The sequence below is a fragment of the Anabaena sp. TISTR 8404 genome, assembly GCF_056847745.1.
On sequence record NZ_CP180578.1, the window covers coordinates 3295417 to 3311597 of the forward strand.

Below are 16181 nucleotides of genomic sequence, written 5' to 3' on the forward strand. Positions count from 1 at the left end.
AGCACTCGCCTGTACTTTTTCAAAAATGAAGTCATTGCAGTGCGCCTTATAAATTTATTCAGCAAGTGTTAGCTTTTATAGCTGTTAATCACTTAGGTAAGGAAGGTGTTGATTGCTCAAAGCCTTGTAGGTGCTGGGTTTACACTCAGCACTCAGCACTTTACTATAGCTATTGATAAAAATTCGGTTCTTCGTGGCTATAGTAAAAATCTGGAGGTAGGTTTGCTTGAGCCTGGGTTGCAACCTGGGGATAAATTGGTTGAGCAGCAATAGCTGTTTGTTGGCCTGGAATTTTGAAGGACAGCGAGACTGTCAGAACTAGACCAGACAAAAAACAAGCTAATAAGCGCCAATACTGTTTTAGTAAAGAAATCATCGAATTAGCTCCTCTAAGGATGGAAACAATATTTTTTCTGCACGATCGCGATCGTCACATTCTTCTGCTGGTAAATTACACATACAAGCAGCATTAGTAATATCGGTAATTTGACCGCGCAAGCATTTCACACTTTGAATTACTAAATAAGCAGCAAAAAAAGCAATAAGTGCTGCTACTAATAAACTGATGACTCCATCCGCCCATGTCCAATTCAACCAGATAACTGCGATCGCAGCTAACACTGCACCCACAGAACTAGCTACATCCGCTACTAAATGGAGAAAAGCACCTCTGATATTCAGGTCTTGATGACTGCATCCATGTAGATATAAAGCGTTAAAGCTGTTAATTCCCAAGCCAATCAAGGCTGTTGCCAACATTGGTATACCAAGGATTTCCACATCGGGAGATTGCAGTCTCACCAGAGCTTCTTTGACGATCCAGCCAGCTATACAAGCTAGACTGATACCGTTAATCAAGGCTGCCAAAATATCTAATCGGTAGCGCCCCAATACATTGTGTTTTGATATGGATTGGGATAGCCAGGAGGCGACTAATGCTAGACCCAATGCTGCTACATCCGAAAGAATGTGTTCAGCATCTGCTAATAAAGATAAACTGTGGCTCCAAATTCCTGCACTCAATTCCACACAAAAAAAGACACTGAGTAAAACTAAGGCAGTCCACAAAGCCTGAAATTTTTGCTTTACCTGGCTTGATTGCATCGAATCTGACCTGATATACCTACTGGAGTTTCTCTCCAATAATAAGCTATCAGTTAGCTGCTCCCTCGCTGAAAGCACCATTCTTAGATACCTGAATACCTGTACATTCCCGCATCTAAATGTACAAGTCTCTAGGTTAACGATTGAATAAATAAGGTTTAATTACAGGTAAAAATCCGTAAAAACTTGGAGATATTAAGTGATAATGATTATCAATTTAATTATAGGTGGTAGCTATTGTAATGAATGTTTGAAAAGTCAGGTACAAGATGTCAGCTTTTACAAAATAGGTGGCGATCGCCTAAATTAAGCTTGAGGGAATATCAATATACTTTCTTGTGCGATCGCCATAAGTCAAAAAACTTTAACTACGTTGATGAAATCCTCAGTTTTCTATCTGTAGTACCTATCGTTTCGGTAATCCCTGTCTCTTCTGTCATATCTGTCGCTTCTGTCATACCTATCGTTTCTGTCATATCTGTCGCCTCTGTCATACCTATCGTTTCTGTTATCACCAACTGCAAACTCAGCGCGACAACCATTTCTTACCCAGATACGATTTCCTCTGTAGCCCCAATTTCCTCTGCAACTTGCATCAGACAATTGCCTCACAAATCTGACTCTACCTCTACTGGGTACAGAACAAGTATTCCTCTGATTATTCTGACTAGAACAAGTTATTATTTCTTGCGCTGAAGCCGGAGTTGCAACGCCCAAAAGAGTACCGATACTAACGTTGGCAGCAATGAAGGTAGCTGCAATTATGGGAAAACGCATAACCATATCAAGTATTAGACTACTTCAAGAGTTTTCAACAAGAACTATAGTAATTGTAGCGAACTGTATTAATAGGCAATTTTGCTATAGTAATCCGATTTGATTAATGAAAATCCTTGTATAGGGAGGGAATAGGGAACGGGGAACAGGGAACGGATAAAAGGGAAGCTAGATGTGTATTGATTTTTTCAATAATCAAATATGAGTCCTATATGAGTCCTATATCAAATTTAAATGCCAAGAATATTTGCATTCTGAAAAATATAGGCTTTGTCTGGTGCATGAAAATCTATATCCAAGAATTAAATATTATTAACTAGATTTAAGAAAAAACTTTTTTCACTGAATTAATAGTTATCTTGAACCTGACAGCAAAGTATATTTTTCCTGCTGAGATGTTCTAGCTTTATCAAAGTTGGCAGAGATATTATAAAGGGTATTTTTAAAAATGACAGGTGAATTTGATTGAGATTTATGTAGAATTATTTGCCCTGACTCTGGAAGAAAATACCAAATTTAATCTTTGGCTGCGGCGCTAAATATATAAATAAAAAACTATCAACTTAGGAGTCTGCTATGGAACCGCTAGACCTGAAATGGATACGTAGCCAGTTTCCAGCACTAACGCAAAAAATCAACGGTCAACCTGCAATTTTCTTCGACGGGCCGGGTGGTACTCAAGTACCGGGGGCGGTATTAGATGCGATGAATGACTATCTGGTAAGGTCAAACGCCAATGCTCATGGGGCTTTTGTGACAAGTGCGCGTACCGACGCTACTATTACCTCTGCTCGTGCGGCGATCGCAGATTTTTTGGGATGTAATAGTGATGAGGTGGTATTTGGTGCGAATATGACCACCCTTACTTTTGCTTTGAGTCGGGCGATCGGTCGAGAATTGCAACCAGGTGATGAAATTATTGTCACACGACTAGATCACTACGCGAATGTTTCTTCTTGGTATGCGTTAGAAGAACAAGGTGCAACTATCCGCGTTGTAGATATTAATGTTGATGATTGCACCTTAGATATGAGCGAACTGGAAAGGCTGATTAACCCAAAGACAAGGTTAGTTGCCGTTGGCTATGCTTCCAACGCTGTGGGTACAATTAGTGATATTGCTGCGATCGCACGTTTGGCTCATGCAGTTGGTGCTTGGGTATTTGTTGATGCTGTCCATTATGTACCCCACGCACCTATCAATGTACACGCTTTGGGTTGTGATTTTCTTGCTTGTTCTGCTTACAAATTCTTTGGCCCCCATGTTGGAATTTTGTATGGTAAACGAGAACATCTAGAACGTTTGCAACCTTATAAAGTTAAACCTGCACCAGATGAAGTTCCCTCACGCTGGGAAACAGGAACTCTCAATCATGAAGGTTTAGCCGGGGTAGTAGCGGCGATTAACTATTTAACTAAATTAGGTTGTCATGTTTCACCCTCAATTGATAACGAACTCGTTGCAGCCTTGATTGAAGCTGATAAGGAAGGATTACAAACATTCAGTTGTCCTCGGTTTCTCAAATCATCAGAACAACCAAGCATCACCTCTGCTTATCACAGTCGGCGTGCGGCTTTAGTTGCAGCCATGTCCGCCATCCAACAATACGAACGCGAACTTAGTCACAAATTAATTTCTGGACTGTTAGAAATTCCTGGGTTAAGCTGCTATGGCATCACCGATCCAACTCGCTTTGCTTGGCGGACACCAACAGTAGGCGTGCGACTAGCTAATAAAACACCTGAAAGTATCGCTAAAGCATTAGGCGATCGCGGTATTTTTACATGGCATGGTCATTTTTATGCGCTAGGTTTAATAGAGAGGTTAGGTGTAGAAACTACTGGCGGCTTACTACGAATTGGATTAGCACACTACAACACCGTCGAAGAAATTCATCAGTTGTTGCATGTGTTGCATGAAATAGCAGTGCTGCCTGATGATTAATTTTTCTTTTTGAAGATGCGGGGTTATTTCAACCCCGTGAGGTTTTATGAAAACTAACCTTAATTCCTACGATTTAGTATTAAAAAATGGCTGGGTAATTGACCCTAGTCAATCACTGAATAGCCGTTTTGATGTTGCTGTTCGTGATGGTAAAATTGTCGCCGTTGCTGAGCAGTTACAGCCTTACGACGCTAAGCAAATATTTGCAGCTCATAATTATTTAATTTGTCCTGGCTTTATCGATTTACACGTTCATGTCTACGAGTGGAAAACAACTTTTGGTGTGCCTGCGGATGATGTTGGTGTGAATGCTGGGGTGACGACAATTGTTGACCAAGGTAGTAGTAGTCCGTTTACATTTTCCGGTTTTAAATCAGATATTGTAAAAAAATCACAAACAGATGTACGTAGCTTTTTATTAGTTAATCATGCAATAGCGCAAACTATAGGTAACACAGTTTCAGGGTTAGAAAATCCCGAAAAAATTGATATTGAAACATTGGTACAAGTAGCAAAAGCAAATCCAGAGATTGTACGTGGCTTTAAAGTCCACGCTGATTCTGGTTCAATATCGCGCTGGGGTATGGGCGTACTGAAATTAGCACAAGAAGTTGGCGATCGCACTAATTTACCGTTATATGTTCACACCGGAGAATTGTTTCCTGTAGACGAAGCTAATCGACCCAAACCAGAGACAGTAGTAGAAAATGGGCTGTCATACATGAAAGCCGGAGATATTCTCGGTCACTGCTACAGTTGTCAACCGGATGGGTTGATGGGAACACGCACTCAAGTACCAGAGTGGTTGTTTGCAGCTATCGAGCGAGGCATACTATTAGATCTAGGACATGGACTCAAATTCAGCTTTGAGATTGCGCAGCGGATGATGGCGCAAGGTGTTTTTCCCCACACTATTAGTAGTGACGCTCACGGTAATTTTAAGCAGCTTCACGATGACTCAACGCTGAATTACAGTTTGTGTGGTGGGATTTCTAAACTGATAGCTTTAGGATTAGATTTAGCAGATGCGATCGCCACTGTCACCATCAACCCAGCCCGCGTTTTAAAAGCCGAAGCAGAAATTGGCACTTTAAAAGTTGGTTCCATTGCAGATATCACAATTCTGGAGTTAGTAGAGGATGATTGGTTATTTTTTGACGCTTTAAAACAGCCATTGAAAGCCAAGCAAAAACTAATTCCCGTCGGGGTTGTGCGTTCAGGAAAGTTTATCCAACCAAATTGTCGCCTGTTGCGAGATTTAGTTGCGATCGCTTGATGAACCATGATGTACAGTGACTTTTTATTTATTGTATTGCCAAATTAATGTCATCGAGGGTGTGACGTTAAGCGTAAGAACTCACACAGAGAACTTACCAGCTATATCAACACAAATTGTTGCAAGCTTAAAGTGAGTCAGGCTTAACTTGATGACACCAATTTGTTTCAACGTCATTTAATTTGTCACTGTACAAAATTTGAAATTTCATGATTTGGTGTTGGGTTACGGCGCAATTATAGATTGACCATGTTGCTGTCAACATCTCTCATACGCCTCCACCCAACCTACTTTTTTCTACATTATTCCCCAGTAATGGAAAGTCCTTCAACCCAAACTCTGGGAGCAACACCGCCTGGGGTTAATTCGACTTCTTTTTCGACGGAAACAATGGACTTTAGGACTTGTAAGAAATCGCCAGCAACAGTTGCTGACTCAATACTTGTCTTCACACCTTTGTTAATTAACCAACCGTCAAAAGGTAAAGAAAATGAACCTTGTAAAGCTTTCACCCCAGCATGTAAAGCTTGTAAATCATCAATCAAAATTACATTTTCCGCAGTTTCCAAACTCAACTCTTGCTCAGGGGTTGCTGCTGCGAATACATGATAAAAATTGGGGCCAACGCTAACTTTAGCACCAATACTGGCATTACCTGTTGGTTGCGCATTCATTCTTTTAGCAGTACCAGCACTATGTAAAAAGCCTGTTAGCACACCATTTTCAATCAATTTTACTTGACGCGTTGGTGTTCCTTCGCCATCAAAGGTTTCTGCACCAATATTAGCTGGATGCAACGCATCATCGTAAACTGAAAGTAATGGAGAAGCAATTTCTTTGCCTAAATCATCAGGAGTAGACAAACTTTGCTTATCTAAAATGTTTTGCGCGTTAAACAAATTAGAAAAAGCACCCAACAAACTCAAAAAAGCATCTGGAGAAAACACAACTACATATTTACCAGACTTAACTTTTTCGTAGTTCAAGTGACTGATAGTTTTATCTGCGGCTTCTTTGATGCAACCATTAATGTCAAGATCATCAACACTGTGGCTGATTCTAAAAGCATTACCACTGCGGGGTTTTTTATCTTCTTCTTCAGTTTTGCTGTAAAGATAAACTGAGGCGATGGAGTGAGATTCGGTTCTGATTGCACCCTTACTATTGAGATAAAATCTGTCAATATCTCGTTGTGCTAAGCCGTTGTAAGGTACGCCTTTAATTGCTGGATGTGCCGACAGTAATTCTTTTTCTGCTACTAGTAATTTTTCTATCAGTTCAGAAACTGGGGCTTGAGGTGCTTTTTCATCTGGTGGATGAGAAATAGGAACTGTCGCTTCTGGACTAAAATCAGGAACGTTTTCTTTGACACCAAAGAAACTAGCGTCGTAGGCAGTTTTTAGTGCTAATTCTAATCCTTTAGGGTCTACATCTGTGGTGCTGGTAATGCCAATTGTGTTTTGCTCATTCCAAACACGCACAGTAACACCAGAGCGATTTGAGGCTTTAACTTGTTTTGGCTCACCTTGATCTACTTGTACACTGGTTTCGTCTATGATTGAGCCATAAATATCGAATTTTTTGATGCCAAGTTTATCAGCATTTTCCTTGGCGTAAGTTGCAATGTCGTTGATATTGGGCATAGTCAATTTTGGATTTTTTGATTTTAAATTAACCGCAGATGGACGCGGATGTTTTGCTTTAGTTATTGCTGAGTACTAAGTAAGGCAAAAAGTATTCTTTGCTTGTCTTATAACTCAGCACTATTCATCTATGTACATCTGTGGTTTTATATATGAATAATTAGCGTCCGCCGACGGTGATGGAATCAACTTTGATGTGTGGTTGTCCAACTGTGGTGTAGATGCTGCCACTAACGGAACCGCAGAATCCTGGGGCTAATTCTAAATCTTGGGAACACATGGAAATTTTATTCATAATTTCCTTAGCTTCACCAATTAGTATTGCTCCTTTTAATGGCTTAGTAATTTTGCCATTTTCAATTAAGTAAGCTTCATCAACACTAAAGTTAAATTGGCCTGTAGCGCCAACACTACCGCCGCCCATTTTCTTACAGTAAATACCTTTATCAACGGAGGCAAATAAATCTTCGTTGGTGTATTCGCCAGTTGCAATATATGTGTTACGCATCCGGCTGGCAGCAGCAAAGGTATAGTTTTGTCGGCGGCCACTGCCTGTTCTGGGGTGTCCGGTACGCCAAGAACCTGCTCTATCTGCTAAAAAGTTTTTGAGAACACCTTTTTCTATGAGTAATGTTCTTTGTGCTGGCATACCTTCGTCATCCATGTCGATTGTCCCGAAGGCATGATCAGAACGCCCTTCATCCCAAGCTGTTAAACTTTCATGGGCAATTTTTTCGCCTTTTTTATCGGCAAAGGGTGTGGTATTGCGCTCAATTTGCGTAGTTTCTAGTAAGTGTCCGCAGGCTTCATGGAAAATTACCCCGCCAAAGTGATTGGCCATAATGATGGGGTAAGTACCAGATTCAACGTAATCTGCATACAGCATCTTGCCAGCAGATTCGGCTATTTGTTCGGCGGCTTGGGTATAGTCCCAAGTTCTTAGGAAGTTGGCATCGCTGGTATTTCCTGCGCGTTCACCAATGGAAGCACGATTCGCACCATCGGCACACAACAAGTTAAATCCTACCGATTGGGTGAGGCGAATGTCACGGGCAAAAGTTCCATCACTGGAAGCAACTAACACTTCTTGCCAATCTCGGAAATAAGTTGCACGGCGAGATTGCATATGGTTGGCTTTTTGCTTCAAAGCAGCAGTACCATCCAAAAGAACTTCGCCCATTTCACGGATAGAACTACACAGCCCTAACCAGCCATCTTTACCTCTTTTTGTGGCGTAGTCTCGCAATAATTCGAGGTTGATTTCGGGGATGAAGGAATAAGGCGCGGGTAGTTGTAACCCTAAAATAGAAAGTCCTTTTTCTAAAGCTGCTTTTAACCCAGAGAAGGAAAGGTCATTTGTGCTGACATAGCAGTCAGCTTTGCCACGAAATACTCTCACGCCTGCACCTGTCGCCAAACTTGGTGAAATGCTGGTGATAGCATCATCTTCTGCTAGACAGCTGATGTAGTTGCGACGTTCTAAGAAAAATTCGATGAAGTCAGCACCGGCGGCGCGTCCTAGTCCCAAAAGGGTAGCCAGGGGGGCTTCCCACGTTTCATCGAATCGTTCTGTTGTGGAAGAGTATTGTAAGGTCGGTAGTTGGTTCGAGAGAAGTAGGGTACTTGTAAGCATGGGTAGCCTCGTCTGCTGGCCGAATTTCAGGGATTTAACTGAAAAATCCTAGTGTGTTAACTCTAGCAAATTTACCCAAATGCAGGGGAATGGGGAATAGGGAGTAGGGAGGCAAGGGTGCAGGGGTGTAGGGGAGATGAGAATTACTCCATATATATACATTAATTATAACTTACCATGTATATACAAAAATTAATTTTCTCCTGCCTCCTGCCTTCTGTCTTCTGCCTCCTTAGAGGCTTGACGGGCGAAGATTTCAATCATTTCGCTGCGGGTGAGGTTATTTTTTGCTGCTAATTCTGCGAGGTTTTCCCAAGCTGTATCTGTGAGTCTGATAGACCTTAATTGTTTGGGTTCTGAGCGGTAGTCCATCTGAAATTTGCCGGAGGAATTACGTTTGCGCCTGGGTGTTTTCTGTTTTGTACCAGAATATTTATCTGTAATTTCAGTTTTGGGAATTTGGTTGTTGGTAATTAAATTAATTAAGTTATCAATTAAGCGATCGCGCTCCATTGGTAAAATCCCTTGACAATGCAGCATCTCCTGGACAATTGTGAAATGAATTAATGTACCAAGAAAAATCCGCGCTGTGACTTCTGGGTCAGGTAATTGCAATTCTGGATGAGCAGCAAAATATTGCACAAGAAGTTCTAAAAGCGGTTTATCGACGTTGCTGATAAAAACTTGGGCTAGTAAAGGGAAACGTCCAGACTCACCAATAATCAGCCGCACTAAACTCAACAACTCTGGCTGATGTTTAATCTGCTCAACAATATTAATTCCGATACGCCGCAGCACAACATGAGGTTCTCCTTGGAGAAATTGTGCGTCTTGCGGACTAAAGGCTTCCCGAAAATTTTCCTTGGCTAGTCGCTCAACTAAAGCAGTGAATAATCCTTCTTTATCTTGAAAGTAATTGTAAACCGTCGTTTTCGATACACCTGCTGCGGCTGTGACTTTATCCATTGTTGCTGCTACGTAGCCGTGTGCTAAAAACTCTTGCATTGCCCCAGCAAAAATAGCATCAACTTTTTCTGCTGAGGGTAAACGGTCTTGATTGGTTTTTTCTGTGTCTCTCCTCTTTTTTCTCATGCTTTAAATTAACTTTCTTTAGGAGAGGGAACAGGGAACAGGCAACGGGCAACAGTGAAGTAACTCTTTTAGATACAAGGTTTGTTGTCTGTTTTTTTTCTTAACCTGTCGCTGTTCCCTTTTAAATATCAACTTATCCGAAACTTTAATTCTACCGATAACTCTTGACATGATTGTAATGTACCGTATAGTTTATTTACAGTACAGTTAAACTAATTAGTTTAATTAACGTACTAAATAAAAGGGGGCTGAAAGTGCCTGAAGTAGGAGAGAGAGGTTTGGAATCTTCTAAACCTAGCGTTCGCCAACGGATTCTGCTGGTATTAGCGATAGGATTTGCGATCGCCGGCATAACAAGATTTTGGCAGGTAAAATCACAGGCTTCTAATGCAACAAAAACTGTAACTGTACCACCAATCAAAACGGTGACAGCTTTGGGCAGACTAGAACCAAAAGGACAAGTAATTAAATTGTCAGCACCTGCATCGATTGAAGGGAACCGAGTAGAGACACTTCTAGTTAGGGAAGGTTTTAAAGTTAAAGCCGGTCAAGCGATCGCAATTTTAGATAGCCGAACTCGCCTCCAGGCAGCTTTTCAAGAAGCACAAGAAGCGGTAAAGGTAGCACAGCTAAATTTAGCAAAAGTGCAAGCTGGTGCTAAAGAAGGTGAAATTGAAGCACAAAAAGCTGAAATTGCTCGTATTCAAGCACAAATATTAGGTGATGAACGAGAGCAAAGAGAAACAGTAGCCAGGTTAGAAGCGCAATTGCAAGGTGAACTAACTGCCCAAAAAGCAACAATTTTGCGGCTAGAAGCAGAATTAAAAAATGCTCAAGCTGAATTTCGTCGTTATCAGCAGCTTTATGCTGAAGGTGCAATTTCTCAGTCTTTATTTGATAGCAAGCGTCTGAGTTTAGATACTACTACCCAGCAGTTGCGTGAAGCCAGAGCGAATCTCAACCGCATTAATAACACTGGAAGCAAGCAAATTAACGAAGCAAATACAGTTTTAGCTCGAATTAATGCCACTGGTAACAAACAACTTCAGTCTGCTGTAGCAACTTTAGACCGGATAGCAGAAGTACGTCCGATTGATGTGCAAACAGCAAAAGCTGAAGTAGACAAGGCAATAGCAGCAGCTAAACAAGCAAAGGCAAATTTAGAACAAGCTTATGTGCGATCGCCCCAAGATGGTGTAGTCTTAGACATTCATACTCGTTCTGGGGAAATGGTGTCGGAAAACGGCATTGTGGAAATTGGGCAAACCAACCAGATGTATGCAGTTGTAGAAGTTTATCAAAGTGATGTCCGTAAAGTGCGCCCCCAACAACAAGTGCGGATATCAAGCAAATCTCTGCCAGGAGAATTATATGGCAGAGTTGATTGGATTGGCTGGAAAGTGCAGCGCCAAGATATTATCAACGCTGACCCCAGTGAAAATATTGATTCTAGAGTTGTCGAAGTTCATGTGCGGTTGGCGGAAGCCTCCAGCCTCAAAGCCGCCAAATTTACTAATTTACAAGTCAAGGCGGTGATTTCGCTGTGATGGGATTAATTCAAGAAATTCAACGCCGCACACCGTTAGGATGGCTACAACTAAGTCACCATAAAAGCCGCCTGTTAGTTGCCATATCAGGTATTGCCTTTGCTGATGTTTTAATTTTTATGCAACTGGGCTTTCAGAATGCACTGTATGACAGCAACACTCGCCTGAATCGCGTGTTACGTGCAGACATAGTTTTGATGAGTACCCAAAGCCGTAACACTTTAAACTTATCTACCTTTTCCCGGCGGCGACTGCTTCAGGCGGCTGATGTCCCTGGTGTAAGATCAACCTCAGCCATGTATATCGGTTTAGTTACCTGGAAAAATCCCCAAACACATCGTCCGACTTCACTGCAAGCAATTGGGTTTAATCCTGAAGAACCTGCTATAGATTTACCAGAAGTTAACGCCCAGTTAGATAAGCTAAAGTTGCCGGATACATTTATTTTTGACCGCGCTACCAGAGGTCAATACAACGAAGTTTTTAGTCAAATTGAAGCAGGTAATACCGTCACCACAGAAGTAGATAAACGTACCATCACTCTTGATGGCTTATTTAAATTAGGTGCATCCTTTGCCGCAGATGGAACATTAATTTCCAGCGATGATAACTATTTACGCATCTTTCCTCGACAACTAGCGGGGAGTATCAATTTAGGTTTGATTTATACAGAACCAGGGTATGACCCCAAACAAATTGCTGAAATATTAAAACTCTATTTGCCAAAACAAGATGTCAAAGTACTAACCCGCGGGGAATTTGTCCAATTTGAAGAAGATTATTGGAAAAGCGAAAGCCCCATTGGTTTTATTTTTGGTTTAGGCGTAGGCATGGGATTTATTGTCGGTGTGATTATTGTTTATCAAGTCCTCTCCACTGATGTAAATGCCCATATTAAAGAATACGCCACCTTCAAAGCAATGGGTTATCGCAATTTATATTTATTAGGTGTAATTTTTGAAGAAGCAATTATCTTAGCATTACTAGGATTTATCCCTGGATTTGCAGTACCTTTAGGACTTTATCGCTTAACTCGCAACGCCACAGATTTGCCCATTTATATGACAACCGCCAGAGCAGTAACAGTCCTAATCATAACTATCATTATGTGCATGATTTCTGGTGTGATCGCCACTCGCAAACTTCAATCTGCCGACCCCGCCGATATGTTTTAAAAAGACTACTCATAATTCTTTGCGCCTTTGCGTGAGAAAAACTTATTTATGGAAACTAATTATTCTTCCGAACCCGTCATATCCATCCAAAATCTTGACTATTACTTTGGTAAAGGACAACTCCGCAAACAAGTTTTATTTAATATCAATCTCACCATTAATGCAGGTGAAATTATCATTATGACCGGGCCATCTGGTTCCGGGAAAACTACATTATTAACCTTAGTAGGTGGCTTGCGTTCTGCCCAGTCTGGCAGTTTAAAAGTATTAGGTAGAGAACTTTGTGATGCAAATGCAAAACAACTCACCCAAGCACGACGCAGCAACGGTTATATTTTCCAAGCCCACAACTTACACGGTAGTTTAACAGCCATCCAAAATGTGCGTATGGGTTTGGAAGTGCATCCAAAAATTTCACCTCAAGAAATGCTGGCACGTTCTCAAACCATGTTAGCCGCAGTCGGGCTAGAACATCGACTGAATTACTACCCAGATAGTCTTTCTGGTGGACAAAAACAACGAGTAGCGATCGCCCGTGCATTAGTCAGTCAGCCTAAAATAGTTTTGGCAGATGAACCAACAGCCGCCCTTGATAAACAATCTGGGCGCGATGTGGTGGAATTAATGCAATCACTCGCCAAAGAGCAAGGCTGTACAATTTTGCTAGTGACTCATGATAACCGCATTTTAGATATTGCTGACCGAATTATTTACATGGAAGATGGTCATTTGGTTAGAGATGGGGTGAGTGCTGTAGCAATGGAAAAGTAATATCAATTTGAAAAAAAGAATGAGCAATTAAAAAACTTAGATTCAGCAAGGCCTTCAGGGTTTACATCTGTATCAAATTCGGAAACCCTTGTAAAATCAAGCGTTCTTAATTGCGTTAGCGCAGCGTTAGCGAGTCCGCGAGCGTCATTGTGAATTGCGAATTGCGAATTGGTATAGTCCCGTACTTTTTGCGATTGTTTTGTCGTTCCTCCTCGCAATGACAAATTTTCAAAGCGATCGCACGGAATTTTAGTCCTCAAAATTGTAATCTTAAGCCTTAATGTTGTAATCTTAAGCCTTAGTGTTTTAGTCTTAAGCCTTAGTGTTGTAGTCTTAAGCCTTAGTGTTGTAACCTTAAGCCTTAGTGTTGTAACTTTAAGCCTTAATGTTGGTACTTGTATAAAAAAAGTTTTAACTTCAAGTCTTAATGTTATAACTTTGCTTATCAAAGTTGTAACTTTGATGGTCAAGGTTGTAACTTTGATGGTCAAGTAAATGGACGGTGCGTTACAGTTTACGCCTAACACTAATACTCCTGGAAAAGTTGAATACTTATCGTGCTTTGCTTAAGGTAAAGAAGTATTGAGGTGGGCGAATTATGGAAATCAATCACAATCATGCTGAAACCTTAGCAGCGTTACAAGAATTAATTGATGTAGTGGCAAAATTGCGATCGCCTGATGGGGGTTGTCCTTGGGATTTAGAGCAAACCCCGGAAACGCTGACACCATACGTTATCGAGGAAGCTTATGAAGTAGTAGACGCAATTAAAAGTGGTGATCAAGCAGCTATTTCTGAAGAATTAGGTGATTTACTTTTACAAGTTGTCTTACAAGCCCAAATCGCCAGTGAATACCAACAATTTACCCTCAAAGAAGTCGCCCAAGGCATTTCGCAAAAATTAATTCGCCGCCATCCCCATGTATTTGGTGATGTGTCGGTACAGAATGTTGATGAAGTGCGGCAAAATTGGGAACAAATCAAAGCGGCGGAAAAAGGCGAAGCAACTCCCGAAAATCAACAACTCAGTGCCAAACTCAGCCGCTACGGACGCACCCTTCCCCCATTGATGGCGGCGATGAAGATTTCCCAAAAAGCGGCGGCGGTAGGTTTTGAATGGGAAAACATTGATGGCGTGTGGGCAAAGTTTCACGAAGAGTTAGCAGAATTTCAGCAAGCTTTGGCCGAAGAAACGCCAGAACGCCAACAAGCAGAGTTAGGTGATTTATTATTTGCGGTGCTTCAGTTAGCTCGGTGGTATAATCTTGACCCTAGCGCTGCTCTGCAAGGCACAAATCAGCGATTTGTGCAACGTTTACAAAAAATGGAGGCAGTTGTTGACCGCCCCCTTTCTGATTACAGTTTGGATGAGTTAGAAATGCTCTGGCAACAGGCAAAAGCCCAACTTGCCCAAGAGCCTTGATACATACCAGTTTACAATTTGATGGTAACAGTCTTAACTTCGGTGTATTGTTGCAAGCCATATTCGCCTAATTCGCGGCCAATACCTGATTGCTTGAAACCACCAAAGGGTGCAGCAGCATCGAATACGTCGTAGCAATTTACCCAGACTGTACCTGCCCGGAGATTGTTAGCGATCGCATGGGCTTTGGTGATATCCTGAGTCCATACGGCGGCGGCGAGTCCGTACATGGTGTTATTTGCCCGCTCAATAACTTCGTTGATGTCTTTGAACTTGATGATACTCATCACCGGGCCAAAGATTTCTTCTTGGGCAATTTTCATGTCATCACGGACATCAGCAAAAACTGTGGGGGCGATAAAGTAACCGCGATCACCTACTCGTTTTCCACCACAAAGCATCTGAGCGCCTTCCCGCATCCCAGATTCGATGTAACCCATGACTTTGTTAAACTGTTCTTGGTCTACCTGCGGCCCTTGATCTGTCTCGGAATCGAAAGGATCGCCGACAATTCGCTGTTTAGCTTGTTCGACACTCTTAGCAACGAATTCGTCGTAGCATTTTTCTTCAACAAACAGCCGGGAACCAGCACAGCAACATTGACCTTGGTTAAAGAATATCGCATCGTGAGAGCCTGCGATCGCCGCGTCCATATCTGCGTCAGCAAACACAATGTTGGGACTCTTACCACCAAGTTCTAAAGTCACACGTTTGAGGTTACTTTTAGCCGCCGCTTCCATAATTAGGTGTCCAACTTCCGTGGAACCAGTGAAAGCAACTTTATCAATATCCATGTGATTGGCGATCGCCGCCCCAGCAGTTGGGCCGTATCCTGAAAGTAGATTCACCACTCCCGGCGGAAAACCAGCTTCAATAATTAACTCTCCTACCCGCAATGCTGATAACGGTGTTTGTTCAGCCGTTTTCATCACCACAGTATTACCAGTAGCCAAAGCTGGTGCTAACTTCCACGCCTGCATTAATAATGGGAAATTCCAGGGAATAATTTGACCAACTACTCCCACAGGTTCATGACGTGTATAACAAAAGTACGGCCCGTTAATCGGGATAGTTTTTCCTTGAACTTTATCAGCCCAGCCTGCATAGTAGCGGTAACAGGCGATAACTAAACCTAAATCTCCTAAAGAATTTTGTAATGGTTTGCCATTATCTAAGGTTTCCAGCCGCGCTAACTCGTCAATATTCTGCTCAATTAAATCTGCTAACTTATAAAGCAACTCGCCGCGACGAGTTGCAGACATATTGCGCCATTCCCCACGATTAAAGGCGTGACGCGCTGCTTGCACTGCTTTATCTACATCTGGTGCATCTGCTTCTGCTACTTCGCAGATAATTTCACCTGTAGTTGGATTAATTGTTGCAAATCGGCGACCGCTGACACTATCTACCCACTCATTATTAATCAGCAGTTTGGTTGGGCCGATTTTGACCTGTTGCTTTGGTTTTGCCGTTGTAACCATCAGGCTCTCCTTCAGCTTTTGGAGAAAAATTGGCTTATATCTATTAATTATGTTGTCGGTAATACAGCACTAGCGCTGACTTTCGTTATAAATCTTTTGATTTTAAGCTTCCGCCTTCAGATTTCCGTTCCCCGTTCCCTGTTCCCGACTTCTGCAAGAAGTCTACTGATGACTGCTAACGGTTAAGCATAAATAATCAATACTCATCTGACTTTTCACGGGATCTGGAAAACCCCTCTCCAAACCTCTCCCCTACAAGGAGAGAGGCTTTAATTGCTCCCCCTTCCCTTCAAGGGAAGGGGGCTGGGGGGTTAG

Annotated in this window: 14 protein-coding genes; 6 read left to right on the forward strand and 8 right to left on the reverse strand. The window is 41.9% G+C overall.

The window, feature by feature from the left end; genetic code table 11:
* Nucleotides 1–169 precede the first annotated feature (169 nt).
* From ACMX3D_RS14265 to ACMX3D_RS14275, 3 genes are all read right to left on the reverse strand, one after another.
* A complete protein-coding gene (locus tag ACMX3D_RS14265; RefSeq protein WP_482752050.1) occupies nucleotides 170–376 on the reverse strand; it encodes a hypothetical protein in 207 nt (68 codons plus the stop codon).
* Nucleotides 373–1104: a cation diffusion facilitator family transporter gene (locus tag ACMX3D_RS14270; protein WP_482752051.1), complete on the reverse strand. Its 732-nt coding sequence runs from the start codon at nucleotides 1102–1104 to the stop codon at nucleotides 373–375. The genes ACMX3D_RS14265 and ACMX3D_RS14270 overlap by 4 nt, the downstream gene beginning before the upstream one ends.
* A 393-nt stretch (nucleotides 1105–1497) precedes the next feature.
* On the reverse strand, nucleotides 1498–1887 hold the full coding sequence (locus tag ACMX3D_RS14275) for a DUF3011 domain-containing protein (RefSeq protein WP_482752052.1): 390 nt from the start codon (nucleotides 1885–1887) through the stop codon (nucleotides 1498–1500).
* A 570-nt stretch (nucleotides 1888–2457) separates the two neighbouring features.
* On the opposite strand from ACMX3D_RS14275, the gene ACMX3D_RS14280 reads away from it, so the two are divergent.
* Together ACMX3D_RS14280 and ACMX3D_RS14285 are read left to right on the forward strand one after the other, a co-directional pair.
* Nucleotides 2458–3825 carry a cysteine desulfurase-like protein gene (locus ACMX3D_RS14280; RefSeq protein ID WP_482752053.1) on the forward strand — a complete coding sequence of 456 codons (1368 nt, stop codon included), beginning with the start codon at nucleotides 2458–2460 and terminating at the stop codon, nucleotides 3823–3825.
* A 46-nt stretch (nucleotides 3826–3871) separates the two neighbouring features.
* Nucleotides 3872–5101 carry an amidohydrolase family protein gene (locus ACMX3D_RS14285; protein ID WP_482752054.1) on the forward strand — a complete coding sequence of 410 codons (1230 nt, stop codon included), beginning with the start codon at nucleotides 3872–3874 and terminating at the stop codon, nucleotides 5099–5101.
* Between the two features lie 302 nt (nucleotides 5102–5403).
* Here ACMX3D_RS14285 and ACMX3D_RS14290 read toward each other — a convergent pair whose 3' ends face one another.
* The 3 genes from ACMX3D_RS14290 to ACMX3D_RS14300 all read right to left on the reverse strand — a co-directional run bounded on the left by ACMX3D_RS14290 (nucleotide 5404) and on the right by ACMX3D_RS14300 (nucleotide 9469).
* The gene (locus ACMX3D_RS14290; RefSeq protein WP_482752055.1) at nucleotides 5404–6744 is read right to left on the reverse strand and encodes a TldD/PmbA family protein; all 1341 of its coding nucleotides are present in this window, start codon (nucleotides 6742–6744) and stop codon (nucleotides 5404–5406) included.
* A gap of 160 nt (nucleotides 6745–6904) precedes the next feature.
* Nucleotides 6905–8377, reverse strand: coding sequence for a TldD/PmbA family protein (locus tag ACMX3D_RS14295; RefSeq protein ID WP_482752056.1), 1473 nt, complete (start codon nucleotides 8375–8377; stop codon nucleotides 6905–6907).
* Nucleotides 8378–8569: 192 nt separating this feature from the next.
* Complete coding sequence (locus ACMX3D_RS14300; protein WP_482752057.1) at nucleotides 8570–9469, reverse strand: TetR/AcrR family transcriptional regulator; 900 nt, start codon at nucleotides 9467–9469, stop codon at nucleotides 8570–8572.
* 278 nt (nucleotides 9470–9747) lie between these two features.
* Between ACMX3D_RS14300 and ACMX3D_RS14305 the strand changes: the two genes are divergently transcribed.
* Genes ACMX3D_RS14305 through ACMX3D_RS14315 form a run of 3 tightly spaced genes read left to right on the forward strand, consistent with a single transcriptional unit; the run spans nucleotide 9748 to nucleotide 12962 of the window.
* Nucleotides 9748–11016, forward strand: coding sequence for an ABC exporter membrane fusion protein (locus tag ACMX3D_RS14305; protein WP_482752058.1), 1269 nt, complete (start codon nucleotides 9748–9750; stop codon nucleotides 11014–11016).
* Nucleotides 11013–12191: an ABC transporter permease DevC gene (devC, locus tag ACMX3D_RS14310; RefSeq protein ID WP_482752059.1), complete on the forward strand. Its 1179-nt coding sequence runs from the start codon at nucleotides 11013–11015 to the stop codon at nucleotides 12189–12191. Before ACMX3D_RS14305 ends, devC begins: the two co-directional genes overlap by 4 nt.
* A gap of 48 nt (nucleotides 12192–12239) precedes the next feature.
* Complete coding sequence (locus tag ACMX3D_RS14315; RefSeq protein ID WP_482752060.1) at nucleotides 12240–12962, forward strand: DevA family ABC transporter ATP-binding protein; 723 nt, start codon at nucleotides 12240–12242, stop codon at nucleotides 12960–12962.
* Nucleotides 12963–12964: 2 nt separating this feature from the next.
* Here the strand turns inward: ACMX3D_RS14315 and ACMX3D_RS14320 are convergent, their stop codons facing one another.
* Complete coding sequence (locus tag ACMX3D_RS14320) at nucleotides 12965–13432, reverse strand: hypothetical protein (protein ID WP_482752061.1); 468 nt, start codon at nucleotides 13430–13432, stop codon at nucleotides 12965–12967.
* 128 nt (nucleotides 13433–13560) lie between these two features.
* On the opposite strand from ACMX3D_RS14320, the gene mazG reads away from it, so the two are divergent.
* Nucleotides 13561–14385, forward strand: coding sequence for a nucleoside triphosphate pyrophosphohydrolase (mazG, locus tag ACMX3D_RS14325; RefSeq protein WP_482752062.1), 825 nt, complete (start codon nucleotides 13561–13563; stop codon nucleotides 14383–14385).
* Between the two features lie 11 nt (nucleotides 14386–14396).
* On the opposite strand, the gene ACMX3D_RS14330 is transcribed toward mazG, so the two are convergent.
* Nucleotides 14397–15866, reverse strand: coding sequence for an aldehyde dehydrogenase family protein (locus ACMX3D_RS14330; RefSeq protein WP_482752063.1), 1470 nt, complete (start codon nucleotides 15864–15866; stop codon nucleotides 14397–14399).
* Between the last annotated feature and the right edge of the window lie 315 nt (nucleotides 15867–16181).